The 26,134-nt window shown below is 63.9% G+C and carries 22 protein-coding genes; 14 read left to right on the top strand and 8 right to left on the bottom strand.

Going from position 1 to position 26,134, the window contains the following annotated elements; genetic code table 11:
- The first annotated feature begins 182 nt into the window (after positions 1-182).
- The 6 genes from thrS (at position 183) to IH615_RS10275 (ending at position 6,927) form a co-directional block, all read left to right on the top strand.
- Complete coding sequence (thrS, locus tag IH615_RS10300) at positions 183-2,165, top strand: threonine--tRNA ligase (protein ID WP_291361778.1); 1,983 nt, start codon at positions 183-185, stop codon at positions 2,163-2,165.
- Positions 2,165-2,395, top strand: coding sequence for a hypothetical protein (locus IH615_RS10295; protein ID WP_291361777.1), 231 nt, complete (start codon positions 2,165-2,167; stop codon positions 2,393-2,395). Before thrS ends, IH615_RS10295 begins: the two co-directional genes overlap by 1 nt.
- A 122-nt stretch (positions 2,396-2,517) precedes the next feature.
- Positions 2,518-2,946: an alternative ribosome rescue aminoacyl-tRNA hydrolase ArfB gene (gene arfB / locus IH615_RS10290; RefSeq protein WP_291361776.1), complete on the top strand. Its 429-nt coding sequence runs from the start codon at positions 2,518-2,520 to the stop codon at positions 2,944-2,946.
- Positions 2,947-3,103: 157 nt separating this feature from the next.
- Positions 3,104-4,447 carry a UDP-glucose/GDP-mannose dehydrogenase family protein gene (locus tag IH615_RS10285; protein WP_291361775.1) on the top strand — a complete coding sequence of 448 codons (1,344 nt, stop codon included), beginning with the start codon at positions 3,104-3,106 and terminating at the stop codon, positions 4,445-4,447.
- A 58-nt stretch (positions 4,448-4,505) separates the two neighbouring features.
- Positions 4,506-5,507: an NAD-dependent epimerase/dehydratase family protein gene (locus tag IH615_RS10280; protein WP_291361774.1), complete on the top strand. Its 1,002-nt coding sequence runs from the start codon at positions 4,506-4,508 to the stop codon at positions 5,505-5,507.
- A gap of 16 nt (positions 5,508-5,523) precedes the next feature.
- Entirely contained in the window at positions 5,524-6,927 is a 1,404-nt protein-coding gene (locus tag IH615_RS10275) for a phosphomannomutase (RefSeq protein ID WP_291361773.1), read from the top strand.
- A gap of 44 nt (positions 6,928-6,971) precedes the next feature.
- On the opposite strand, the gene IH615_RS10270 is transcribed toward IH615_RS10275, so the two are convergent.
- Entirely contained in the window at positions 6,972-8,810 is a 1,839-nt protein-coding gene (locus tag IH615_RS10270; protein WP_291361772.1) for a hypothetical protein, read from the bottom strand.
- A gap of 146 nt (positions 8,811-8,956) precedes the next feature.
- On the opposite strand from IH615_RS10270, the gene IH615_RS10265 reads away from it, so the two are divergent.
- Positions 8,957-9,700, top strand: a complete 744-nt coding sequence (locus IH615_RS10265) for an LCCL domain-containing protein (RefSeq protein ID WP_291361771.1) — start codon at positions 8,957-8,959, stop codon at positions 9,698-9,700.
- On the opposite strand, the gene IH615_RS10260 is transcribed toward IH615_RS10265, so the two are convergent.
- On the bottom strand, positions 9,697-10,560 hold the full coding sequence (locus IH615_RS10260) for a hypothetical protein (protein WP_291361770.1): 864 nt from the start codon (positions 10,558-10,560) through the stop codon (positions 9,697-9,699). The genes IH615_RS10265 and IH615_RS10260 overlap by 4 nt on opposite strands.
- Positions 10,561-10,864: 304 nt before the next feature.
- Here IH615_RS10260 and IH615_RS10255 point away from each other — a divergent pair, with 304 nt between their 5' ends.
- From IH615_RS10255 to cysN, 6 genes are all read left to right on the top strand, one after another.
- Complete coding sequence (locus IH615_RS10255; RefSeq protein WP_291361769.1) at positions 10,865-11,449, top strand: nitroreductase; 585 nt, start codon at positions 10,865-10,867, stop codon at positions 11,447-11,449.
- Positions 11,450-11,533: 84 nt separating this feature from the next.
- Complete coding sequence (locus IH615_RS10250) at positions 11,534-12,337, top strand: transglycosylase SLT domain-containing protein (RefSeq protein ID WP_291361768.1); 804 nt, start codon at positions 11,534-11,536, stop codon at positions 12,335-12,337.
- A 171-nt stretch (positions 12,338-12,508) separates the two neighbouring features.
- Positions 12,509-12,664, top strand: a complete 156-nt coding sequence (locus tag IH615_RS10245) for a hypothetical protein (RefSeq protein ID WP_291361767.1) — start codon at positions 12,509-12,511, stop codon at positions 12,662-12,664.
- Between the two features lie 85 nt (positions 12,665-12,749).
- A complete protein-coding gene (locus tag IH615_RS10240; protein WP_291361766.1) occupies positions 12,750-13,946 on the top strand; it encodes a DUF2336 domain-containing protein in 1,197 nt (398 codons plus the stop codon).
- Between the two features lie 313 nt (positions 13,947-14,259).
- Positions 14,260-15,168, top strand: coding sequence for a sulfate adenylyltransferase subunit CysD (cysD, locus tag IH615_RS10235; RefSeq protein WP_291361765.1), 909 nt, complete (start codon positions 14,260-14,262; stop codon positions 15,166-15,168).
- Positions 15,168-17,054: a sulfate adenylyltransferase subunit CysN gene (cysN, locus tag IH615_RS10230; protein ID WP_291361764.1), complete on the top strand. Its 1,887-nt coding sequence runs from the start codon at positions 15,168-15,170 to the stop codon at positions 17,052-17,054. Before cysD ends, cysN begins: the two co-directional genes overlap by 1 nt.
- 228 nt (positions 17,055-17,282) lie before the next feature.
- Here the strand turns inward: cysN and IH615_RS10225 are convergent, their stop codons facing one another.
- Together IH615_RS10225 and IH615_RS10220 are read right to left on the bottom strand one after the other, a co-directional pair.
- The gene (locus IH615_RS10225) at positions 17,283-18,122 is read right to left on the bottom strand and encodes a sugar transferase (protein ID WP_291361763.1); all 840 of its coding nucleotides are present in this window, start codon (positions 18,120-18,122) and stop codon (positions 17,283-17,285) included.
- A gap of 261 nt (positions 18,123-18,383) precedes the next feature.
- Complete coding sequence (locus IH615_RS10220; protein WP_291361762.1) at positions 18,384-19,892, bottom strand: oligosaccharide flippase family protein; 1,509 nt, start codon at positions 19,890-19,892, stop codon at positions 18,384-18,386.
- Between the two features lie 59 nt (positions 19,893-19,951).
- Here IH615_RS10220 and IH615_RS10215 point away from each other — a divergent pair, with 59 nt between their 5' ends.
- The gene (locus IH615_RS10215) at positions 19,952-20,857 is read left to right on the top strand and encodes a hypothetical protein (protein WP_291361761.1); all 906 of its coding nucleotides are present in this window, start codon (positions 19,952-19,954) and stop codon (positions 20,855-20,857) included.
- Positions 20,858-20,860: 3 nt separating this feature from the next.
- Here IH615_RS10215 and IH615_RS10210 read toward each other — a convergent pair whose 3' ends face one another.
- From IH615_RS10210 to IH615_RS10195, 4 genes are read right to left on the bottom strand one after another with little or no spacing between them, the layout of a single operon-like run.
- A complete protein-coding gene (locus IH615_RS10210) occupies positions 20,861-22,066 on the bottom strand; it encodes a hypothetical protein (protein ID WP_291361760.1) in 1,206 nt (401 codons plus the stop codon).
- Between the two features lie 32 nt (positions 22,067-22,098).
- Positions 22,099-22,797: a hypothetical protein gene (locus IH615_RS10205; protein ID WP_291361759.1), complete on the bottom strand. Its 699-nt coding sequence runs from the start codon at positions 22,795-22,797 to the stop codon at positions 22,099-22,101.
- Positions 22,798-22,824: 27 nt separating this feature from the next.
- The gene (locus tag IH615_RS10200; RefSeq protein WP_291361758.1) at positions 22,825-24,147 is read right to left on the bottom strand and encodes an HlyD family type I secretion periplasmic adaptor subunit; all 1,323 of its coding nucleotides are present in this window, start codon (positions 24,145-24,147) and stop codon (positions 22,825-22,827) included.
- Positions 24,144-25,874 carry a type I secretion system permease/ATPase gene (locus IH615_RS10195; protein ID WP_291361757.1) on the bottom strand — a complete coding sequence of 577 codons (1,731 nt, stop codon included), beginning with the start codon at positions 25,872-25,874 and terminating at the stop codon, positions 24,144-24,146. Before IH615_RS10195 ends, IH615_RS10200 begins: the two co-directional genes overlap by 4 nt.
- Positions 25,875-26,134 lie beyond the last annotated feature (260 nt).

Here is a 26,134-nt window from a genome sequence, read left to right as displayed (position 1 = left end):
CTGCACTAATCTGCCGCTCAGCAAGTGAAGAGCCCTCGGGTCAAGCCCGAGGGTGACGCGCGGTGGGGTGCTGGCATTTTGCTTTTGCAGGCCTCGGCGGCTGGAATTGCGCGGAAACCGTGCTAGACAGGCGCCCTTGCCGCGATAAACGCGGCAATGAACCCAATATCTGGAGACCTAAAATGACGATCAAGGTGACGTTCCCCGACGGTGCAGCTCGCGACTATGCGCGTGGCACCACCGGGACCACCGTGGTCGAAGGCATCTCCAAGAGCCTGGCCAAGAAGACGGTCGCCATGCGCTGGAATGGCGTGCTCAGCGATCTCAGCGATCCGCTGGAGGCCGACGGCAAGATCGAGTTCGTGACGCGTGACAGCGGGTCCAAGGACGTGCTGGAGCTGATCCGGCACGATGCTGCACACGTGCTGGCCGAGGCCGTGCAGGAACTGTGGCCCGGCACGCAGGTGACGATCGGTCCTGTTATCGAGAACGGCTTCTATTACGACTTCAAGCGCGACGAGCCGTTCTCGGAAGAGGATTTCCCCGCCATCGAGAAGAAGATGGCCGAGATCATCGACCGGGGCGCGGCCTTTACCAAGGAAGTGTGGACGCGCGACCAGGCCAAGGCCTTCTTCAATGCCCGCGGCGAGGCCTTCAAGGTGGAGCTGGTCGATGCCATTCCGGCTGACCAGTCGCTCAAAATGTACAAGCAGGGCCAGTGGATCGACCTGTGCCGCGGGCCGCATATGCGGACCGTCAAGGATGTCGGCATGGCGTTCAAGCTGACCAAGGTGGCCGGCGCCTATTGGCGTGGCGACAGCAACAATCCGGTGCTGAGCCGCATCTACGGCACGGCGTTTGCGACCAAGGACGAGCTCGACGCCTATCTCCACATGGTGGAAGAGGCCGAGAAGCGCGACCATCGCAAGATCGGCCAGGAGATGGACCTCTATCACTTCCAGCCTGAAGCGCAGGGGTCGGTGTTCTGGCACCCGAAAGGTTACGTGCTCTACAACCAGATGGAGGCGTATATCCGCCGCCGCCTGAGCACGTCAGGCTATGTCGAGGTCAAGACGCCGCAGCTGATGAGCTCCAAGTTCTGGGAGGCCTCGGGCCACTGGGGCAAGTATCGCGAAAACATGTTCGTGGTGCCCGACGAAGTCCCCGGCACGGAAGAGGAAGGTCCGGTTCTCAGCGGCGAGGGCGACCTGATGGCGCTCAAGCCGATGAACTGCCCTGCCCATATCCAGATTTTCAACCAGGGCATCAAGAGCTACCGCGACCTGCCGCTGCGCATGGCTGAATTCGGCTGCTGCCATCGCAACGAGGCGCATGGTGCCCTGCATGGACTGATGCGCGTGCGCCAGATGACGCAGGACGATGCGCATATCTTCTGCCGTGAAGACCAGATCCAGAGCGAGACCGAGCATTTCGTGCATCTGCTCTATTCGGTCTATGGGCACATGGGCTTCGACAATGTCGTCATCAAGCTGGCGACGCGGCCGGACAAGTTCGGCGGCACCATCGAGCGGTGGGATGCCGCCGAGAAGGCGCTGGGTGATGCCCTGCGCGCGACCGGCTATGACTTCGAGATCGCCGAGGGCGAGGGCGCCTTCTATGCGCCCAAGCTCGAATTCCACCTCAAGGACGCCATCGGGCGCTCCTGGCAGGTGGGCACGCTGCAGCTCGACTATGTGCTGCCGGAGCGGCTGGACGCGACCTATGTCGCCGAAGACGGTTCGCGCCAGTATGTGGTGATGCTGCACCGGGCAATCCTGGGCTCGCTCGAGCGCTTTATCGGCATGATGATCGAGAACTATGCGGGCAAGATGCCGATGTGGCTGGCGCCGACCCAGGTTGTCGTCGCGACCATCGTTTCGGAAGCCGACGACTATGCCCGCAAGCTGGTGGACCAGCTCAAGGCGGCCGGCATCCGGGCCGATCTCGACGTGCGCAACGAGAAGATCAACTACAAGGTGCGCGAGCATTCGGTCGGCAAGACCCCGCTGATGTTCGTGGTGGGCAAGCGTGAGGCCGAGGAGGGCACCGTTTCGGTGCGTCGCCTGGGCACCGAGGGCCAGAAAGTGGAGCCGTTCATGGACGCGCTGGTCACGCTCATGGCCGAAGCCACCGCACCCGATCTCAAGGCCGCAAAGGCAGCCTGATGCCGCAGCGTCCGTCCAATCGCGAAATCAAGGCCCTGACGCATCTCGGCGAAGACAATGCGTTGGGGCCCGGCGACTTCAAGGATATCGGCGAGAAGGTCTTTGCCGGCATGCTGAAGAAGGGCTGGGTGGTCGAGGCCGAAGGGTTGCCCGGGAAGTATCGGGCGACCATCAAGGGGCTGACGATCCACGAGGGTGAGATCATCTTCGCGGGACGGTATCGCAACTAACAACCACGGCGTCATTCCCGCGAAAGCGGGAATCCGCTCTTTGCGGCATGTGGGTGCATAGGATGGATTCCCGCCTTTGCGGGAATGACGCGGTGGACTAAGCGGATGGGGAGCCGACCGAAATGCCAGACCTGATCCCCATCACCCGCTCCATTGCCATCGATCCCTCGGAGATCGAGGAGAGCTTCGTGCGCTCGTCTGGGCCGGGCGGGCAGAATGTCAACAAGGTGTCGAGCGCGGTGCAACTGCGCTTCGACCTCGCCAATTCCCCCAATATTCCCGAGGCGATGAAGCGGCGCGTGGCTGTGCTCGCGGGCAAGCGGCTGACCAAGGATGGCGTGATCGTCATTGTCGCCAATTCACATCGCGACCAGCCGATGAACCGGGCCGATGCGCTGGAGCGGCTGGTGGGCCTGCTCGTGGCTGGCTCGCATGTGCCCAAGGCGCGCGTGGCGACGCGGCCGACGCTGGCCAGCAAGCGGCGGCGACTGGAAGGCAAATCGATCCGGTCGGAAGTCAAGAAGCTGCGCGGCAGCCCCTCGGACCTCTAGCATGCTGGAGCACGCAATCGCCCGGCGCAGGTCAGCCATGCAATCGTGCCGCGCAATTAATCATGAGAACAGGACATAACATCGTCAATCAAAGTCAGTAGCGACAGATGCCGCTGCAACCGTTAGTTTGTCGGATGTAAGTGCAGGAGATCTCACCATGAAGATTGCTATTGTCGGTGCTGGCTATGTTGGACTGGTGACGGGTGTCTGCCTGGCCGATTTTGGCCATGACGTCGTGTGCATTGACAAGGACCAGCGCAAGATCGATGCGCTGGAACGCGGCGAGATCCCGATCTACGAGCCTGGCCTGACCGAACTGGTCAAGAGCAACGTGGCCTCCGGCCGGCTGTCATTCTCGACCGAACTCAAGTCTGTCGTGCCCGACGCCGAGGCGGTGTTCATCGCTGTCGGCACTCCTTCACGGCGCGGCGATGGCCATGCCGATCTCAGCTATGTCTACGCCGTGGCGCGAGAAGTCGCGACCAGCGTCAAGGGCTTCACGGTCGTCATTACCAAGTCCACCGTGCCGGTCGGTACCGGCGACGAAGTGGCCCATATCATCGCCACGACCAACCCGAATGCCGACGTTGCCGTGGTGTCCAACCCCGAATTCCTGCGCGAAGGCGCGGCCATTGACGATTTCAAGCGCCCGGACCGCATCGTTGTCGGCATCGAGGACGAACGCGCCCGGCCGGTGATGACCGAGGTCTATCGGCCGCTCTACCTCAACCAGGCGCCGCTGATGTTTACCGGCCGCCGCACCGCCGAACTCATCAAGTATGCCGCCAATGCGTTTCTCGCGATGAAGATCACCTTCATCAACGAGATCGCCGACCTCTGCGAAGCGACTGGTGCCGATGTGCAGCAGGTGGCGCGCGGCATGGGCCTAGACAATCGTATCGGCACCAAGTTCCTCAATGCCGGCCCCGGCTATGGCGGTTCGTGCTTCCCCAAGGATACGCTGGCCATGGTCAAGATCGGCCAGGATTTCGAAAGCCCGATGCGGCTGGTCGAAACCACGGTCGCGATCAATGACCAGCGCAAGCGCGCCATGTCTCGCAAGGTCATCGCGGCCTGTGGCGGCGATGTGCGCGGCAAGACCATCGGCGTGCTCGGCCTGACCTTCAAGCCCAATACTGACGACATGCGCGAGGCGCCGTCGATCGATATCATCCAGGGGCTGATCGATCGCGGTGCCCGCGTCGTTGCCTATGACCCACAGGGCATGGGCGCTGCGCGCGAGCTGATCGGAAACATCGAGTTCGGTACCAATGCCTATGACGTGGCTGTCGGTGCCGATGCACTGGTGCTGATCACCGAATGGAACGAATTCCGTTCGCTCGACCTCGATCGGCTCAAGGGCGTGATGAAGTCTGCGGTGCTGGTTGACTTGCGCAACGTCTATCGACACGACGAAGTGGCCAAGCACGGATTTGAATATTCGAGCATCGGGCGACCGGCAGGTGGCGCCCCAGACAGTGCAGCCGAGGCGGCGGAATAGTTTGCAAGCCGCAAAGGCGGCCGCCATGGCGGGTTAACCGCCAGGCGGGAGGGTTTTCATGAAGATATTCGTCACGGGGACGGCCGGATTTATCGGCTTCCATCTCGCGCGCCGGCTGCTGGATGACGGGCACGCCGTCACCGGATATGACGGGGTGACCAACTATTACGATCCCGCGCTGAAGCGGAGCCGGCTGGCACTGCTGGCCAAGTATGACCAGTTCGAGCAGATCGAAGGCATGCTTGAGGATGCCGGAAGGCTCGACGATGCCGTCGTGGCCAGCGATGCCGAAATCGTCGTGCATCTGGCGGCCCAGGCCGGCGTGCGCTACAGCCTCGAGGCGCCGCAGAGCTACATCCAGTCCAATGTGGTGGGCACCGCCAACCTGCTGGAGACGCTGCGGCGGCACAAGCCAAGGCACCTGGTATTCGCGTCGACCAGTTCGGTCTATGGCGGGAACACCAAGTTTCCGTTCGCCGAGACGGACCGGGCCGACGGGCCGGTTTCGCTTTATGCCGCAACCAAGAAGTCCGGCGAGGCGATGGTGCATTCCTATGCCCACCTCTTTGGCATTGCTTCGACCTGCCTGCGTTTCTTCACGGTCTATGGGCCCTGGGGACGGCCTGACATGGCGCCCATCAAGTTCGCCTCGGCGATCCTGGAAGGGCGACCCATCGACGTCTACGGCCATGGCAAGATGCAGCGGGACTTCACCTATGTCGACGATCTGGTCGATGTGATCGCCCGGATCATGGAACTGCCGCCCGAGCAGGGCAGGCCCGTCCGCCATGACAGCCTGTCGGCGGTGGCGCCGTTCCGCGTGGTCAATATTGCTGGCGGTCGCCAGACGGAACTGCTCGATTTCATCCGCACCATCGAGAAGGCTATCGGGCGGCCGGCCGAGTTGAACCTGCTGCCGATGCAGCCAGGGGATGTGGTGGCGACGCAATCGGACACGACGCTGTTGCGCGAACTGATCGGCAGGGTGCCTGAAACCTCGGTTGAGACCGGCATCGGCCGCTTCGTCGAGTGGTACAAGGCTTACTACGGCTGGAACTGACCGCCGCGGAGGTAGAATGCCAGGCAGCAGCCTCAAATTCGGCACCAGCGGCTTGCGCGGCCTGGCCAGCGAGCTGGAGGGGCAGGCGGCGCGGCGCTATACCTCGGCCTTCCTCAAGCACCTGGCTGCACTCGGGCAGGATGGCGGCGGGCGCGTCTTCGTGGCAGGGGACTTTCGCCCGTCGAGCGCGGCCATCGCTCAAGACTGCGCGGTGGCCATAGACGCGGCAGGATTGCAGCCGGTCGATTGTGGGGCGATTCCGACGCCAGCATTGGCGCTTCATGCTATGGCGGCCGGGTGCGCGGCGATCATGGTCACGGGCAGCCATATCCCTGCGGACCGGAACGGGCTCAAGTTCTACCTGCCGAGCGGGGAAATCAGCAAGGAAGACGAAGCCGGCATCATGGCCGCGCTGGCCGATGACGCAGTGGCTGACCGGGCCGTAACCAGCCAGGACGAAGCCGCGGCAGCCTATGAGCGCTATTTCCGCCGCTATGCGGGGCTCCTGCCGGAAAGCCGGCTCACGGGCTGGCGGATCGGGGTCTTCGAGCATTCGACGGTCGCACGGGACATGTTGGGACAGTTGCTCAGGCATTTTGGCGCCGAAACAGTCAGCCTGGGACGCATAGACGGTTTCGTGCCCGTGGATACCGAGGCCTTTGGCGACGCGGTGCTGGCGCCGCTGGGTGGCTGGGTGCGCGAGCACGGCCTGGACGCCCTGGTCTCGGCCGACGGTGACGGCGACCGGCCGCTGCTGATGGATCGGCACGGCGATTTCGTGCGGGGGGACGTGCTGGGGCTGATCACGGCGCGCTACCTGGGGGCGCGGAGCGTGGTGACGCCGGTCACGTCCAATTCCGGTATCGAGCGGTCGGGCGCGTTCAGTCGCGTCGTGCGGACGCGGGTGGGGTCACCCTATGTGGTGGCGGCGATGGCTGACGCACCAGGCGCCGTGATCGGTTTCGAGGCGAATGGCGGCACGCTGGTTGGCCAGGGTGTCAGCGCCGGCGGGGTGGCGCTGCCGCCGCTGGCGACGCGCGATGCGGTGCTGCCGCTGCTCTGCGTGCTGGGGCTGGCTGCGGGCAAGGACATGCCGATAGACGCGCTGGTGCGCGCGCTGCCGCTGCAACACGCGCTGGCTGACCGCCTGCAGGACGTGCCCAGCGACAAGAGCGCGCGCTTTATCGAGCGACTGGGCAGCGATGCGGCCTATGCCGCTGACCTGTTCGCACCGCATGGCATTGCCGGGCTGTCGCAGATCGACGGCATGCAGTTCCAAACGTCGTCTGGCGACATGGTGCATTTCCGGGCGTCGGGCAATGCGCCCGAACTGCGCTGCTATGTCGAGGGCAGCACGCCCGACGTGGCGCGGGAGCTGCTGGCCTGGGGCCTTGAGGTGGCCGCGCGCGAGGTGAGCTAAGAGAAGGGCCGCACGCGCGGCCCTTCCAGGTACTGTTCCGCCTGTTACCTGGCGCTGGCGTCGATGGTGACCTTGCCGATGAGCACGGTCGGGTCGTCCTCGGCGGCCATGAAGTCCATCAGGCCCAGGCCCGGCGGCTCCTTGGCGGTCATCTCGATGGTGAGATACTTTGCCTTGCCGCTGACGAAGGCGTTGAGCGCCGCCCCGACCTTCTGGGCCTCCGCTGCGCCGGCCAGCAACCCGACAACGGTGCCTTCCGCAAGGCCGGCAAAGACCGGGCGCATGGTGGCAGGGTCGGAGCCCTGCTCGGCCGCTACGCTTGCCAGGATGAGGTCGGAAAGCCCGGCATCGGTGACGTCGAGCGTGAGGTGGCTGATGGCGACGGCCATGGCCGCGGCCAGGGCCTGATCCTCATCGATGCCGAACAGGGCCTCGGTGGCGTTGGCGATGGTGCCGGCCAGTTTGACCGTGGCGAGGTCGGCCCCGGTCACGGACACTTCGTCGACAGCGATGGTGTTGTCGGCCTCGTTCCAGGATGCGTCGATGGTGAAGCCAGCGTCGACACGGGTCACGCCCAGCGCGATCAGCTGCTGCACCTGCTCGTCGCTGCTGTCCGCCGGAAGGTCGACGACAATGTTGCTGGCGGTGGTAAGGAGGTCGGTGGGGATGCCATTGAGGTATTCGGAAAGCGACAGGTCGAAGGCGCCGACGCTGGCCTGGATGCGCTCGCCGGTTTCGGGATCGGGCACGTCCACCGCGACGTCGCTGAAGGAGAAGCCGGCGAATGCCGGGATGAGCGAGCGGGCATTGGCGGTGAACCAGGCTTCGTCGATGGCCTGGGGCGCGCCCTCAATGGCGGCGATCGGCGCGGAGAGGTCCATCGCCTTGAAGGTCATGTTACCGACCTGAACCGAGCCGTCGCCCTCGACGGTCACATCAAGGCCATCCATGGAGATTTCCGGATAGACGCCGGGGCTCATGCCCCCCATCGACATGCCGGCAACCTTGAATGTCAGGTCACGGCCCTCCTCGTCGACGCCGGAGCAGTCGAAGCCGCCAAACTCGGTGGGTGAGGATTCAAAGGCGGTGAAGAGGTCCACATACATGCGCAATGCGTCACCCACCAGCTCGGGCGATGGATCCTCACCCTCCGCAGCATTGAGCGATTCAGCCAGCGCCATGATCTCGCCGAAGGTATATTTGAGCGGCCGAGCCTTGAACTCGGCAGCGGTCATCGAGCCCATGGTGCAGCTGACTTCGGGGGCCTCGAAGGAGCCGCCCTCGAAGGTGAAATCGGTATAGATGGTTTGGAGCTCCGTCTGACCGGTATCGACCAGGCCATACATGCCCAGCATGCCCCCGATATTGAGACTGGAAGCGGACAGCGTGCCAAACTCGGCGCTGCCGTCGTTGCCCGCATCGGCGCTCATTCCGGCCAGACTGACCGAAGCGGCAATGCCATCGGTGATGTCAGACAGAACCAGGTTCGAGAACGTTACGATCGCTTCGCTGACCGCGCCGTCGGTCGTGGTGGTGGCCGAGAGCGTGATTTCGGGGATGGTGATGCTGGTGGCGCTGAGCCCCGCCAGGGCGTCGGCATTTTCAACCACGTTGCCGCTGAAGATGGCGCGCAGGGTCGCTTCGTCGACGTTGGAGTCGACGGCATCGATGGTGGGAATGTCAACCGCGATTTCCGAGGTGACTGCGGTGGATTCCACGGCCGGCGCGACCTTGTTCTTGACCTTCTGGGCCCAGGCCGGGGCGGCCGGCAGGGCAACGCTCATGAGGCAGGCGGTGGCAACAATGCCCAGGCGTTGCCGGGTCGAGGTGTTGAACGGCGTCATCATGTTCTCCCGCATTGACGTGGCGGCAATCTGAGGCATCGGCAGCCATGCTTCAATAGGCAAACGCAGCGCGAGCCAATGATGCTTGTCAGCAGTTGCGGGGCGGGCAATATTGCGCGCTGTCGTTTCCAACCAAGAGCCCTGATGCCGTGTGGTTCGCTTCCCTAGCCAGGCTTCTGCCTGCCGTGGCAATTGTATTGATGCTGGGGCAGGGCGCGTTCGCGCAGGGCACCGACGGCCAGAGCGCTGCCAAGCTGGGCGCTCCGGGCGGCGCGGCGCCGTCGCGGCCGCAGGCTGATCCGGGCACTCTCTTCAATTACGCCGACGCCGTGGGCCAGACCCTGCAATTTGCTGTGGTCGGCAGCACATCGGGAACAATCTGGGGCGACGAAGTCTATACCAGCGACTCCGTACTGGCGGTGGCGGCAGTGCATGCGGGGCTGCTGGCGCCGGGCGAGAGTGGCGTGGTGACGGTCGAGGTGATCAAAGGACCGGCATCATATGCGGGCGTCGAGCGCAATGGCGTGGTCAGCCGCAGCTATGCAAGCTGGGATGTTGCCTACCGCTTTGCCGGTGTCACGGGGCTGGACAGCGGCGTTGTGCTGCCCGACCCCGGGGATCTTTCAGCGTATCGGGGCCAGGACGGCACCATGCTGACTTTCGAGGTTACGGCGGACGTGTCGGGCTCGGTATGGGGCGACGGCGTCTATACCGATGACTCCAGGCTCGCCGCGGCTGCCGTGCATGCCGGTATATTGCGGCCGGACGAGACCGGGCTGGTGCGTGTCGAAATTCTCCCCGGAGCGGGCAGCTATGAAGGCGCGACGCGCAATGGCGTGGCGTCAGGGAACTATGCTGCCTGGCCGGGCAGCTATCGCGTACTGCCGCTGGGCCTGAAGGCGACGAGCAAGCTCTCCAACCTCAATTAGTAGACGGTGGTCAGAACTTCGATCTCACGCGCCGTACCGGCCTGGACCTGGAATTCCCGGTTGAAAACCTGGGTGCCCTGCCGGGCCAGCACCAGATATTCACCCTCGGCCAGAACGGTGGACGGGAACGCACCCAGCTCCGAGAATATGGTGGCGCCGTCCGCCGTCTTTACGGTCCATTCCACGTCGGCGATAGCCTCGCCGCCTTCTTCCGAGACGAGCTTGAAGCCAACCTGGCTGGCGTGGTGATAGAGCGTGGCATCGGTCAGCTGGCCTGCCTCGACCCGCAGATCGGCGCGCACGACGGCGTTTACCGAGCCAAAATATGACACGATGTGATAGGTGCCCGCGTTGAGCGTGACGATGTCGTTGGGCAGCAGCCCCTCGGCCACCGCGGCCCGATCATTCTCCTCACCTGCGGTGAAGATGTCGAATTTCAGCAGGCCGGCGGGAATGGCGATGTCGCCGGTTACCGCGGAGTTGAGGCGGAGGGCGCCGGCTTCGAGGATGAAGGCCTTTTCGTTGGCGCCGGGTACGACCGACAGCGGTTCGCTGGTCTGTGCCCGGCCATAGGCGACATGAACGACATAATCCCCCGGCGGCAGTTCCACCGTGGGGGCGCCAAGATCGGACTTGGCGACCAGAGCCAGTTCGCCACTTGCATCCGGCTTGGTGTCAAAAATGCGCCAGACCAGGCCGTCGGGAATTGGCGCGCCATCCTGGGTGATGCGGGCGCTCAGCGTCACGGCCTGGGGCACAGACGTCATCGCCGCGATGGCCTCGGTGGCCGGGGTGTCTGCATCGGGCTGGGTCGTGGGACTGGCGGGAAGGCTGTCAGGATCGGGGCGAGGCCGCGGCATGGGGGGCATTTCGGTCGTCGTTTCCTGGGCGAAAGCCGGAAGGACGATCGATTGTGAGGCGGGAGCCGCGACGGACAACACAAGCAGAAGGGCTAGGAGTAGTCGCAGGCGCATCGGGTCTCCCTGGCCGCTGGAGCCAAGCTGGCTGAATCAATTGCGCTTCATAGGGCGCGATTGGGGAAAAGCTGTGTCACAGACCCAGCCCGATGAAAACAGCCTAATGGGTGGGCCGGCGGATTAGTCCCAGCTTCTGGTGCCCTAGGGCACTTCACGATACTGATGCTGGCCAAAACGGAGTCTGACCATGCCTGCCAATGCCGCCCTGCGCGACTATCTGCTCACCCGCCGCTCGGTTGGCATCGCGTTTCTCAGGGAGCCGGGGCCGACACCGGCAGAGCTGGAGCAGATCCTGACCATCGGGACCCGCGTTCCCGACCATGGCAAGATAGCGCCGTGGCGGCTGGTGCTGATCGAGGGTGAGGCCCGGCAGCAGGCGGGCGAGCGGCTGGCCGAGATTGCCGCGCGCAGCAATCCGGACCTCGACGCGGCAAGCCTGGATATCGAGCGGCAGCGGTTTCTGCCGGCACCGCTGACGATCGGGGTGATCTCTTCGCCCAAGGAGCACCCCAAGGTGCCCGAGTTGGAACAGCTTCTGTCGGCGGGAAATGTGGCCTTCAACCTGCTGCACGCCGCCCATGCGCTGGGCTTTGCCGCGTCGTGGGTGACGCGATGGTATGCATTCGACGCCGAGGCGGCGGCGATGCTGGGCGTGCGGCCGGGCGAGCGGTTCGTGGGGTTCGTCCATATTGGTACGCCGACGGCAGTCATCGAGGATCGGCCCCGACCCGACCTGAACGATATCGTCAGCCGATGGGTCGATCGATCTTAACGGGTTGGTCGTATTGGTTAACAGACTGTTAGCGTTTGGCGGGCACTAATTGCCTGATCTGCCAATCCGCGAGTCGAGCCGTCCATGGGCGTCCAGCCAATTTCCGTCCCACAGAGCCTGGCCTATGTGCTGACGGCCGCCGGGGATCGGAACGGGGTCGACTTCGACTACCTGCTTCAGACGGCCATGCGTGAGAGCAGCCTGAACCCGCAGGCCAAGGCGCAGACCTCTTCGGCGGTGGGGCTGTTCCAGTTTCTGGAGAGCACCTGGTTGCAGGTGATGAAGGAAGAGGGGCCGCGCCTGGGCTATAGCGAGATTGCCGGCAATATCGAGCGATCGGCGGATGGCGACTATGTCGTTCGCGATGCCGAGACCAAGGCACAGATCCTCAAGCTGCGGGAGGATCCGCAGATCGCCGCTGACCTGGCAGCCGCCTTCACCAAGAGCAATGGCGACTATCTGAGTCAGCGCTTCGGCCGGATGCCCAGCGCCGGAGAGCTCTATATCGCGCATTTCCTGGGGGCGCAGGGGGCCGAGCGGATGTTCACGGCCGGCCTGCAGAACCCCGATCAGATCGCGGCTGACCTCTTTCCCAAGCAGGCCGCGGCCAATCGGACGATCTTTTATTCGGATGGGCAGGCCAGGACGATCCGCGAGGTCTATCGCGTGCTGGTTTCCAAGCATGAAGCCGGTGACACCAATGCCCCGTTTGCTGCTCAGCAGATGGCCAGTCAGCCGGTCATACCGGAGCTTCCTGTAGTTCCATCGCGGTTTTCGCCAGAAAACATGTCGTTTACCGGACTGTTCAAGACTGAAATCGAGGACGCGACGACGTCCTCGACAGGTGGTGATGGCAGCGCTTTCTTCACTCAACTTTATGTGCGCTAGCAACCTAGGGGAAGAGGATGGCGTTTACTTCTCGTAAGCCATTTACGGCACCCAGTTAGTAGTGACGCTAATTGCGTAAAATGCAACCGATTGGATTAGCCGGGACTATTATACTGGCCGTTATTGAGTGGATCAGGGGAAGGAGCCCCTGAGACGCCAAGGAGGCGGAAAATGCGCCGGAATACTGCAGCGCTGCATGCCCAGCACCCTCTGCCGCTCCCCCGCGGCTGGATCATTCTGGGTGCGGCCCTGACGAGTTGGGCGCTGTTCGCCGTTGCCTGGGTCGGCACAAGCCAGCTGTTCCAGTTCGTGCTGGCGGCCTTCTGATCCTTACCATTCCGTTGCCCGGCATGGTGAACCGTTCCTTAAGCCTTCCCCACTAGGGTGGACTCCGTGGTGTGCGGAGAGTGGAATGGTTGCGTATCATGAGTTCGTGTCGCTATCGCAGTCGGCTGACAGCGAAGAGCGTGGCAGCGCGGCTCACCTTTCGGCCCTGGCCTATCTCAACCATATTGGACCTGCCGACGAGCAGGCCGCCCTCTATGCAGCGCTGATCGGCTTTCTGGACGATCCATCGGTGAAGGTGCGGGCGGCGCTGGCCTATGGGCTGCTGCATTCCACCGAGGCGCCGCGGCCCATCATGCTGGCCCTGCTGCAGGACAGCGCCATCATTGCCCGCGCCGTACTGCAATATTCCCCAGTGCTGATCGATGCCGACCTGATCGGGCTGATCAAGACCCTCGATATGACCATGCTGGTGGCGGTGAGCCAACGCGCCCAGATCAGTCCGCGGCTGGCTGCGGCCATTGTGGCGCGCGGGCAGGAGGCGGTGACATTACGCCTGCTACGGCGTCGCGATGTCGCGCTTGAGGGCGGACTACTATCCGAACTGGCGGAGACGAGAGGGGGCGACGCCGAGATGCGCGGTGCGTTGCTGGCCCGGAGCGACCTGCCTGCGGGTGCGCGCCTGTTGCTGGTGCAAAAGGCGGCGGAGGCTCTGCGCGGGGCACGGATCGTGAAAGGCGCGGTGGCCGAAGACCGGCTGAGCCGGGTGTTGCGCGATTCCTGCGACACGGCGCTTTCGGCCATCGGCGAGCGTGAGGCGGTGCGAACCACTGCCGCCGCCTATGTGTCGGACCTGATCGTTACCGACCGGGTCAGCGCCCGGGTGCTGTTGCATGCAGTCGTGACCGGACATGTGATGTTCTTTGTCGATTGCCTGGCTGAGCTGGCACAGACGCCGCGGGCCAAGGTGTTTGCACTGCTCGAGACCGGCAGCCGCGCAGCGCTCAATGCGCTGCTGGCCCGCTGCGGGCTGGGCGAGGGGGTACGAAACCTGTTGGCACGCCTCGTACTCCACGCGCGCGCCAGCGACCTGGCCGATGATGCGGCGGCCCGCCACTATGTCGTTACGGCCCTTACCGAGGAACTGATCGCCGAACATGGCGGAGAGATTCCAGAGGAGCTGGAAGAGGCCTTCACCTATCTCAGTGAACAGAACATCGTGCTTGCACGCAAGGCGGCGCGCGGGGTGATGGCGGCCTTTGCCGCGGATACGACGGCCGCCCTGCCAGTGGCGGAGCCCCGTCTGGCATTGCCGGCAGCCTGAGCAGAAACCGAGCCTCTGGCGGCGCATGGCATCGCTGGGGGGGCGGGCGCGTGGCTGGGCCTTGCCGCTGACTGGGTCGTGCCGGGGAACTTTTTTTCTGCCGACGTGGCGAGGTCACGCAATTTCCATCGCCATCCGCGAGCACTGCCGAGTGCAGGGTATCGGGTTGGGCAATCCTTGCAGACGATTGTGCCCAACCTCAGCTTGGAGCAGGGTTTTTCGAGCTTTTAAGCTTGATGAGATTGCAGCTCTCGGCTTACCAACACCAGGCAATCGCGACCTTTGCCCGGGCGCCTGCTGGAGTATCGATCTCGTGACACCTGCTTCGCTGACGCATCTGCAGACCCTTGAGGCTGAGAGCATCGAAATCCTGCGCGAGGTGGCGGCCAGCTTCGAACGACCGGTGATGATGTATTCGGTCGGCAAGGATTCCAGCGTGCTGCTGCACCTGGCGCGCAAGGCGTTCTTCCCCAGCAAGATTCCGTTCCCGCTGCTGCATGTGAACACGACCTGGAAGTTCCGGGAGATGATCTCGTTCCGCGATGCCATGGCGGAGAAGTTCGGTTTCGACCTCATCAGCCATACCAATCCGGAAGGGCTGGCCAACGGCATCAACCCGTTCGACCATGGCTCGTCCCGCTTCACCGATATCATGAAGACGCAGGCCCTTCGGCAGGCGCTCAATGCCGGCCAGTATGACGCTGCGATCGGCGGAGCGCGGCGCGACGAGGAGAAGTCACGCGCCAAGGAGCGCATCTTCTCCCACCGCAATGCCAGTCATTCCTGGGATCCCAAGAACCAGCGGCCCGAATTGTGGCGGGTGTTCAACACGCGGCTGAACCCGGGTGAGAGCATGCGGGTCTTCCCCATCAGCAACTGGACCGAGCTGGATGTGTGGACCTATATCTACTCCGAAGACATCGAATTGCCGACGCTCTACTACGCCAAGCCGCGCCCGGTGGTCGAAAGATCGGGCACCCTGATCATGGTTGACGATGACCGCTTCCGGCTCGAGCCGGGCGAGACGCCGCGGCACGAGATGGTGCGCTTCCGCACCCTGGGCGACTATCCGCTGACCGGTGCGATCCGCTCCGATGCGACGACCTTGCCGGAGATCATCATGGAGATGCAGGCCAGCCGTACTTCGGAGCGGGAGGGACGCCTGATCGACAGCGACTCCGTGGGGTCGATGGAGAAAAAGAAGCAGGAGGGCTACTTCTGATGAGCCTTCCCCTGGCGACCGCTGACAATGACATCGCTCTCTGGCTTGGCCAGCAGACGGAAAAGTCCCTGCTGCGCTTCCTGACCTGCGGCAGCGTGGACGACGGCAAATCCACCCTGATCGGCCGGTTGCTCTATGACAGCCAGCTGGTGCTCGATGACCAATTGGCAAGCCTGAAGAAGGAAAGTCTTAACCGCATCGTTGGCGATGAAGGCATCGACTTCTCGCTGCTGGTGGACGGCCTCGCCGCCGAGCGCGAGCAGGGCATCACCATCGACGTGGCCTATCGTTTCTTCTCGACGGACAAGCGCAAGTTCATCGTTGCCGATACGCCGGGCCATGAGCAATACACGCGCAACATGGCAACGGGCGCATCCAATGCAGACCTGGCGCTGGTGCTGATCGATGCTCGCAAAGGCGTGCTGACGCAGACACGGCGGCACAGCTTCATCCTGTCGCTGATCGGCGTGAAGCATGTGGTGCTGGTGGTCAACAAGATCGACCTGGTCGACTATGACCAGGCTGTGTTCGACCAGATCGTCGCCGACTATCGCGCCTTCGCGGAGCCACTGGGCTTCGCGACGCTGGCCGCCGTGCCGGTCTCGGCGCTGCGCGGCGACAATATCCTCAAGGCCAGCGAGCGCACGCCGTGGTTCACCGGCTCGCCGCTGGTGCCATATCTCGAGACCATTCAGGTTGCCGAAGATCGGACCGCGGGCAGGTTCCGCTTCCCCGTGCAGTGGGTCAACCGGCCCAATCTCGACTTCCGCGGCTTTTCGGGAACGGTTGCGTCGGGCGTGGTCGCGGTGGGCGACGAGGTGCTGATCGCATCGTCGCGCAAGCCGGCCGTCGTCAAGAACATCGTCACCATGGATGGCGAGTTGCAGCATGCGGTGGCGGGCCAGGCGGTTACGCTGGTGCTCGATCGCGAGGTCGATGTGTCGCGCGGCGACATGTTGAGCCATGCGGGGGAGACGCCGGAATATTCCAACCAGTTCCAGGCTCGTATTGTCTGGATGAGCGAGGAGCCGGCCTTCCCGGGACGATCATACCTGCTCAAGCTGGGTAGCCAGATGGTGCCGGCGACGATCACCGATCTCAAGTTCCGCACCAATGTGAATACGCTGGAGCAGACGGCAGCGACCAAGGTCGATCTCAACGAGGTGGCGACAGTCACCATTGCCACCGACAAGCCGATCGCCTTCGATCCGTACACCGTCAATGCGCTGACCGGTGGTTTCATCCTGGTGGACCGCATTTCGAACGGGACTCTGGGCGCTGGCACGATCGAATTCGGCCTGCGCCGGGCGCAGAACCTGACCTACCAGTCCTTCGACGTGAACCGGGACGTTCGGGCCCAAATGAAGGGGCAGACGCCCCGCATCATCTGGTTCACCGGGCTATCGGGTTCGGGCAAGTCCTCGATTGCCAACCTGCTGGAGAAGCGGCTCACCGCCGAGGGGCGGCACGCCTATATCCTCGATGGCGACAATGTGCGGCACGGCCTCAACAAGGATCTGGGCTTTACCGAAGCGGCGCGCGTGGAGAACATTCGCCGGGTGGCTGAAGTCGCAAGGCTGATGGCCGATGCCGGGCTGATCGTGCTGGTGTCGTTCATCTCGCCCTTCGAGAAGGAACGCCGCCTGGCGCGTGAGATCGCCGGGGATATCGACTTCAGCGAAGTCTATGTGGATACGCCGCTCGAAGTGTGCGAGGCGCGCGATCCCAAGGGTCTCTACAAGCGCGCCCGCGCGGGCGAGATCAAGAATTTCACCGGCATCGACTCGCCATTCGAGCCACCCAGCAGGTCGGAACTGACCCTGCACGGCGCCGAGGAAGAGCCAGAAGTGCTGGCCGGTCAGCTCTATGATTGGCTCAAGCTCTAGCTGAGGCATGCTGCCGGGATGACTGCGCCCGACTGCCAAGCCTTCACGCATGCCAACCGGCTCTTCCCGGATGCACTGGTGCGTGTAGGGGCATGCGGGCCCACGCCGTCAGCCCATAGCCGCTGACGATATCCAGCCGCCTGTCTGATGATCACGGAAGTCCTGGGGCACCGCTGTTGCGGGCGACCTCAGTTGGGACACTCAATCACCAAGCGCAAGAACCGGGTTCTAGAACCCGGTTCCGCCGATGAACTCCCGACGGAGCGTCCGCAGCATGATCTTGAGGTCGAGCATGAACGAGAAGTTCTGGATGTAGGCCACGTCATGCTCGATCCGCAGGCGCGCGCGCGACATGTTGTCGGTGGGGCCACGGAAGCCGTTGGCCTGGGCCCAGCCGGTCAGGCCCGGACGCATGATCAGGCGATAGTCGTAATAGGGCAGGACTTCATTGTAGCGCTGCCCGGCCGCCAATTGGCCTTCCACATGAGGGCGGGGACCGACAAGCGACATGTCGCCGACCAGCACGTTGAGCAATTGGGGCAGCTCGTCGATGCTCGTGCGGCGGATGAAGGCACCGAGTGGCATCACGCGCGGATCTTCCGACGTGGTTTGCGCGACGCCGTCGACGCTGCACTTATTCATGTACATCGAGCGGAACTTGTAGATCGTGAACGGCCGACCGTCCTTGCCGAGGCGGGCCTGCTTGAACAGCGCCGGACCGGGATCGGACACCTTGATGGCAATCGCGACGACGATCAGAAGCGGCATCAGGAACAGAAGCACCAGCAAAGCGCCGATAATGTCCAGGGTGCGCTTGGCTGCCAGGCGCGCGAGGCGGGCACCAGACATGCGGATGGGCGCCGGCGCGTCGCCGAGCCAATAGGATTGTATGCCGCTCGCCGCGCGGGCGCTGAGCGTCGCTCGCGGAATCGTATCGGAAACGTCGCCCAGCTCGGCGCGGGAATGGCCGGTGCCGGGCGGTGAAAAGATGCTGGACAGGTCACGACTGGAAGCGCTGGTAGAGAACACAGGCTTAGGGCGGGGCGAGTTTGTGCCGTGAACGGACATAGCTTACGTTTTCCCTAGTTCCCAATCAATCGTCCGCCGCCGCCGCAGATTGTGGTTAACTGTTCGTTAATATGGCAAGATAGCGCTTGGCCGATGTTTCGCAAATCGGTTTTTTTGCCGCTATCGTTAACTCAACCGATTGTTACTGTTGTTAGTGACAAAAAAGGCGCTTCGGACGCCCTCAAATGCAGTTGACGGTCAAAAATGCGGCCAATTGGCACTGCTTTGAGTTCTTCCGACCGACCTGGCTGTGTTGGGCAATCAAGAATCAGGCTCGATGATATCCTGGTCCGGCCGACTGGAGCCCTTTGTCGATCGAAGACCGCTGAGTTGTCGTGCCGATCGAAGAGCATTGACGGCATATACTACCGCTGTACAGAGCAAAATTACCGCGACCGCGATGAATATCCACAACGAATGTGTTGTTGTCGCGTTCCGCAGGAGTTGTTCTGCCAGCACGAAAACCGCAGCATAGCCGATAGCCTGCACGCCGATGCTCAGCGCCACCGGGCGAGGCGATACGCCGAGCAATGTGAACATGTGGAGGCGGTAGAGGATGATGGTCGCCGTCTTGGTGAGCGAGAAGGCCGCAATTGCCGCGATCGAGCCCCAGATGTTGCCACAGACGATCATGGCGGCAAGGCTCAGGGCCAGTGAACCGACCTGGAAGAACAGTCCCATCTTCTGCAGACCCAGCACCGAGACCACGGGCGACATGGCACCAAAGGTGATCGTTGTGGCGACCCAAGGCGCCATCCAGCGAAGATAGTGCCCGGCCTCGATCCATTCCCGACCGAAGGCAATCTCGACGGCCAGTGGCGCGATAACGGCGCAGAACACGGCAGGGGCGATGATCAGGGTATTCATGATCTGCACCGGGACGAGCACCATCTGTCCGATGGCCTGTGGGTCCCGCCTGCGGTCGGCCAGGTTGCGATAGATGGATTGGCTCACAGCCGTGCCCAGAAGCGTGGCGGGCATCATGCCGACACGCTGGGCCAGCAGATAGAACCCGGCCGTCGCCGCGCCGAATTGGGAAAACAGCACCAGGGCAGGGGCCTGCTGACTGGCGGTGAATGCCACCGATGCCGGCAGGGAAAGAGCCGGGAAGTGCCAATAATGGCGGGCCAGAAACCAGATCCGGCGCAACCCGATATGGGGGATGGTGGCGCGATCCTTGGTGAAGAATGCCCGGACAAACGAGCTGATGCCCATGCTCTGGCCCAGCAGGCTACCCACCAGCAGGCCCAGGGTCGCAAAGGGTGTGAAGGCCGCGCCGATCTGAATGGCTGTCTGGCTGACAGACTGGGTCAGCTTGGTTCGCGCGATGATGCCGAAGCTGCGGCGACGCACGGCCCAGTTGTTGAAGGCGGTGTAGGAGCCCATGCTCAGCACACCCAGGGGGATGAGCCAGCTGTAGCGGGGCAGGTCGGGCGCATTGAACAGCGTGGCCAGCTGCGGACCGAAGACGATCAGGGCAAAGGCCGTAAGCAGCGCGGCCACCAGGACGCAGCCCAGGGTGAGTGCAAGCGCATTCGCTGCCATGTCATGGCGCCGGGGCAGGGGAATGATGAGTTCATAGCGGAGCGTGGAGATGGCGCCCAGAATCGTCACGGTCGCCATATAGGCGGCCAGCAGGCCGAACTGGTCCGGCGTATAGAGCCGGGTGAGAACAGGGGCGGCCAGCAACAGGATCACCTGCGATGCCGCCGTTCCGGAGGCCAGGACAGCAACGGAGCGGACCAGCCCCTTGACCGAAGGCAATTTCACAATGCTATTCCTTGATCGGCAACATAGCCGGTGCCGATTGCACCGGGCGGGGAGGCACATTGTCCAGTCACGGATCGGCACTGTCGGCGCTGAAGCGCAATGCTCGCGCGACGATCTCTTCGCTGCTGGGACGGGTGGGCGTAGAGCTGGTGCGGACCGGAAAAGCGGTCATCGACCTGCGGGGCGTGACCGGCGATCCCGTGGAGGCCGCTTATCGAGCGGGCCTGCGCCCATTTCTGATCGATGTGCCGCTGGCCAGTTGCCGCGTCCTGCCGGGCAGTGGCTTTGCCTGCGCGGCCACTGCGGGCAATCCGTTCGTCGATACGCTGATTGCCTATGGCGCCGACAGACAACTCGACTACGAGCACTCGCCGCTGGCAGGCTTCTACGCCGCCTGGCAGCCGCGGACGCTGGTGGCGGTGTTGGGCCTTGACGGCCTCGCCGTGTCGCCCGAGCTGGGCGCCGCGCCTCCGCTGGGTCTGGTGATGCCCTGGCAGGCATGGACGCCAGGTGAGGCCGAGAAACGCTGGGCCAGCTTCATCGAGCTCGACAACCGCGAGCATGGCACGAAAGTGGAGATCGGCGCCGGGTGGAAGGCATGGGGACCGATCGAACCCGCGGTGGCGCTGCAGGAATTCCAGCGCCTGACCGGCATTTATGAAGCCATCGCCCGCGAGGGCTATCGGCGCAGCGATGCGCCGGATGGCGACATCAAGGGCGTCGTGCTGGTGGGCGGGGATGGGTTCCGCGTGCTGGTGACGGCCGGGCATCATCGCGCCTCGGCGCTGACGGCGCTGGGCAAGGACAATGCGCCGATTCGCATCGACAATCCGGTCGTCCGCCGCAGCGAAGCGGGTGCGTGGCCGAATGTGCGGTCGGGACTGTTCAGCGAGGCGCAGGCGCTTGCCGTGTTCGACAGGCTGTTTGCCGGCGCCCAGCCTGCCGGCTGCCGCTGGTCCCGATAAGGCTCAGTTGCCATTGGTCAGGGCGCGCAGTTCCGGTTCGAGGGCGGGGTGGAGCTCGCGCACCGCACGCCAGGCCTGGACCGCATTGTCGGTGGAATGCATGGCGTTGTAGCGCTGATTGCGGGGCAGGCCGGCATGGACCGCGTCCCGCACTGCCTGCTTGGCAAGCTGGATCCGGTTGTTATCGAGCAGCGGGAACTGCCGGAGGGTCTCGGCATCGGGGGGAATTGGCGCGGGGTCGTGCGCGACATAGACGGCGCCGGGATTGCCCCCGCTCAGCGGGAAGGGCCCGCGGCCCCAGTTGCCGCCACGGACTTCGGCGGTGACGTCGGCCAGTTGCTCGGGCGTCAGCGGCGGAACTGGCAACAGGCGGAAGCCGCTGCTTGCCAACTTGTCCAATACCAGGTCGGTCTTGCCTTCGTCCATGGTGCGCTGGCGCAGATAGAAGACCGTCAGGCCTGGCGCCTCGGAGCCGACCCATTCGCCGGCCTTGCGCAGCTTGTCGGCGACCCAGGGGTTCCAGCAGCCGATGCGTTCGAGCATGTCGAGCGGGGGCTGCCAGTCATGGATCGCCAGGAACGCGTCGAGGGATTCGAGGGTGATCGGTGTCTCCAAAGCCAGGCCGAGCTGCCTGGCCTGGTCTTCTATTGCAGTGGTGACGGGTGACGATCCGGTGGACGCGTCGGCTGCCGGAATGCCGGAGTCGAGGCCGCGCAGGTAGACGAGCCGGAACAGGGTGGCAAAGAAGTGGTCGCGCGGAGCGACCGTGCTGACGCCATTGACCGGGGTGGCGCCGTCGAGCAGGCGACGGGCGAGGCGCGGCGGCATCAGGGGCATGTCGCCGAAGGCGAAGCCGGGCAGGCCGCTGGGCGAATAGGCCTCGATCTGTTCGCCGGTTGGCCAGGGGGTGACCATGCGACGCGCCGCATTGACGTCCTCGTCATCGACCATGATGGCGAGCCGGTCGGTGATGCCGGGGATGGCAGGCGATTGGCCGCCGATTACGGCATAGCGGATACCCCGCTTGGCAAAGGCGGCCAGCAGGGCATCCTTGGAGCCAAGATCGGGGCTGACATAGCGGCCGGGTTGCGGACCCAGAAAGCGCGCAATGCGGCCGCGATAGCGACCGGGCAGGTTGCGATCGAGCTTGTGGCCCAGCGTGGCGAGCAGTTTTCCGACGGGGCGCGGGAGTGCAGTCAGTTGATGCAATGCAGGGTCCAAGTCTTGGTGGCGGTGGGACTCTAGCCAAGAAGGTGGCTGGCGATCCATGGGTTGCTTTTGCTCAGGTTGAGCAGATCCTGCCTGGCTGGGCGATAGCCGCGCTCCGCCAGGTGCTGATCGAGGGATTCCATGTCGATTGATATCTTGAAGCCGAGCTGATCGCACAACGCGCCGAGGACGGCGGCGTAGTCATGCTCGGGCTCGGCCAGCGGGGGCACATCGGCATGCGTGGTGGGCAGGCCGGAAGCCGGCCCCTTCTGATAGACGGCGTGGTAGGCCAGGCCGTGAAAATGGTCAGCAGGCGACGGCACAGGATAGAGGCCATCCTGCAGCAGGCGGCGCGACAGCGTGGACTGCGCCAGCGCAGCCGGGAAATAAGGCCGCTGCTTGTATTGCGTGCCTGGCAGCCCGCCGGCGGTATAGATGTCGCAAGGCAAGGAGCCAGACGTGTTGTCGAGGTAGCTTCCGAGGACCTCAAGGTCGCTGTCGGCGACGAGCATGTCGATGTCTTCGCCGGGCGCCACGTAAGGCAGGGTATCGAACCAGCGCAGCACGGCACATTGCACGCCGGCATCACGCAGGGATGTGAAGAACTGCTCTACGGTGACGCCGTGGGGGATGTAGCGCCGCACGCGCGGGCGCTTGTCGCGACCAAGGACGCGGGACAGCATCCGGCGCAGGTCGGCCGGCAGCATGTCTTTCGCTGCGCTCCAGTTCATCAAGACATCTCCCTCCGTCGCTTGGGCCTATTCCTCGCGGAAGGCATATGACAACTGTTCGACCAACGGCTGGACCAGGTAGTCCAGCACGGTACGATCGGCGGTACGCACGAAGGCTTCCACCGGCATGCCGGGCACCAGCCTGACATTGTCAGGAAGGCTCGCCAGCTGGTCTTCCGAAATGCCGATGCGGACGCTGTAGTAGTAGAGGCCGGTGACTTCGTCCTGCGTCAGATCGGGCGCAATGGTGACGACATTGGCATCGAGTTCGGGCGTGGTCCGCTGGCTGAAGCCGAGCAGCCGGATATTGACCAACTGATCGACCGCGACCTTGTCGATATCGGTCGGCGCGATGCGGGCATTGATCAGCAGTTCGTCGTCCTGCGGCACGACCAGCATCAGGGTTTCGCCGGCGCCGACAACCCCACCGACGGTGTGGACGCTGGATTCATGGATCACCCCGGCCTGCGGCGCGCGGACCTCGGTTCGCTGCAGGCGGTCCTGGGCGGCCACCCTCTGCTGCATGGCGTCAAACAGGACGCGGCGCGTTTCCTGCAATTCGTCGAGCACATTGGCCAGGTAGTCCTGGTCGACCTGGTTGATCTGGAGGCGGCGCTCGGCGATGGCGGCGTTGGTCTCGGCGATGGCCGCGATCAGGCGACCTTCCTCACCATCGATTTCAGCCAGTTGGCGCTCTAGCGCCGTGATGCGGTTCACCTCGACGAGCTGGCCCTCGTAGAGCTGGCGCAGCGAGGTTATTTCGCCGGTGGCAATCTCGCCCTGGCGCCGGATGGCCGCCAGTTGCAGATCGAGGCCCTCGATCTTCCGCTCGAGCTGGGTGACCTGCTCGGTAAGCTGGGAAGAGCGGCTGGTGAGCCCGGCATGCCGGGCATGCAGCACCTGCTGCTCGGTGGCCAGCAGCTTGGCCACTTCGGGATCGTCGAGCAGCGACTGGATTTCGTCCGGAATCTCGATGGCATCGACGAAGTTGATCTCGGCGACCATGCGGGCTTCGCGCAGCGAGGCTTCCCGGACCTGGGTTTCGAGCACGGCCAGATTGGCCGCGATGGCCGTGCTGTCGAGAGTCGCCAGCAGCTGGCCGGCTTCGACGACGTCGCCGTCACGTACGTAGAAATCTTTGACGATGCCGCCTTCCTGATGCTGGATGCGCTTGGCGAAACCATCGACAACCACGGTACCGGGAGCCGCAACTGCTCCCGAAAGCTCGGTGGTCGCGGCCCAGTAGGCGAAGCCGCCGAACAACACGACCACGGCGAACAGGCCGACAAATCCGTGGCGGCGGAAACTGGCGAGGTCGGTGTTTTGGTTGGGCAGGGCGAAGTCGGTCATTGGCCGGACACCTTCATGGGGCGCACGTTCTCGCCGCTGGCGGCCTTGGCGATGTGGTCGAGCACATCCTTCTTGGGGCCGAAGCTGACCTGACGGCCCTTCTGCAACAGCAGGAGCTGGTCCACGGATGCGATGGCGCTGGGCCGATGTGCGACGACGACGACGATACCGCCGCGGGCGCGGGCACTGGCAATTGCCTTGGAGACCGCGGCATCACCCTCGGCATCGAGGTTGGAATTGGGTTCGTCGAGCACGATCAGGAACGGATCGCCATAGAGGGCGCGGGCGAGGCCGATGCGCTGGCGCTGGCCGGCCGAGAGCAGGTCACCCTGTTCCCCAATCGGGGTGTCATAGCCATTGGGCAAGCTGTTGATCATGTCGTGCACATCGGCGGAGCGGGCCGCGGCGATGACTGCCTCGGCGGTCATGTCGTGGCGGAAGCGCGCGATGTTTTCGGCAACCGTGCCTTCGAACAGGTCCACCTGCTGGGGGAGATAACCGACAATGCCGCCGATCTGGGACGGATCGTAATGGGCGAGGAGTGCGCCATCGAGACGGAGGGCGCCTGACAGTGTCGGCCAAGCGCCGACCAGACCGCGCACCAAACTGGACTTGCCCGAGCCGGAGGCCCCGATAATGCCCAGCGCATCGCCGGCGACGAGTTCGAAGCTGATGCCGTTGACAAGCGCCACCTTGGCGCCGCGCGGGCCGATAGCCAACTGGTTGGCCGAAAGCTTTTGCCCGGGCAGGGGGAGCCGAGTTTCCCGGGCGCCGTCATTGTCCTTGGGCAGGATCTTGCGGATACGGTCGTAGGCGAGGCGAGCGGCGATGAAGCCGCGCCACTGGCCGACGATCTGATCGACCGGCGCCAGCGCCCTTGAGGTGATGACCGATGCCGCGATCATCAGACCGCCGGTCAGGTCGCCCTGGATGACGAGATAGGCGCCCACAGCAAGGACCGCCGACTGCAGCAGGAAGCGCAAGGCCTTGATGATCGCCGAAAAGGCCGAGGTGCGGTCGCCGGCGAGTAGCTGGGCGGCCAGGACGTCACGATTGAGCACCGCACGCCGGCGTTCGATATCGGCCATCATGCCCATGCCGACGATGGCTTCGGCGTTGCTGCGGGCATCGTCGATATAGCGCTGGCGTGCGCCTTGGGCTGAGCTCGCCTTCTGGGCGGGACCGCGCGAGGACAGCTCATTGGCGATGGCCAGCGCAACGATCGCGACAGCGCCGCCCAGGGCCAGCCAGCCGAGCAGGGGATGCATCAGAAAGACGATGGTCAGGTAGATGGGCATCCAGGGCAGATCGAGCAAAGCCAGCGGGCCATTGCCGCTGACGAACTGACGCAGGGTATCGCCCTCGCGGACCGGATCGACATTGCCCAGCGCGCCGGGGATGAGTTTGAAGCGTACTGAGGCGGCGAAGAGCCGGCCACTCAAGGCGCCATCGACGATATTTGCGGCGCGCATGGACATGCGGGCCCGGATCGCCTCGAGCACGGCATAATAGGCGTAGAGGGCGCAGATCATCACGGTCAGGGCGACCAGCGTAGGCATGGATCGACTGGCCAGGACACGATCGTAGATCTGCAGCATGAACAGGGGGCCGGCAAGCATCAGCAGGTTGGAGACCAGGCTGGTCACGACCAGAGCTGTGCCCGGGAGCAACAGGGCGCGCCTGATATCGACGGCTGCCGGGCGGCCGGTTGTGACCTGACGCGTCATGGCAGGGTCCACCGGTTGCAGATGGCAAGAGCGGGACAGGAGGGCGCAAACGGCGCGAGCATGGTTGTTGTTTTCCGCCTCAAATATTCATCTGAAGGTATATTCGACAGGAGGAATTTGCACGTCGATAAAGCAACTGTGCGCGCCGGACTGCCAATGGGGTTAACTGGCCTTGGCTGGCCTGAGCCAAGTCCCCGAAGCAAGTTGTGGCGCGATGATCTGTTGAAATGACCTGCCGCCTCGCAAGGAGACGGCAGGTC

It is taken from the genome of Devosia sp. (assembly GCF_014860165.1).
Taxonomy (GTDB): domain Bacteria; phylum Pseudomonadota; class Alphaproteobacteria; order Rhizobiales; family Devosiaceae; genus Devosia.
Note: the sequence above shows the minus strand (reverse complement) of the source record. Positions and strands in the feature narration are given on the sequence as shown.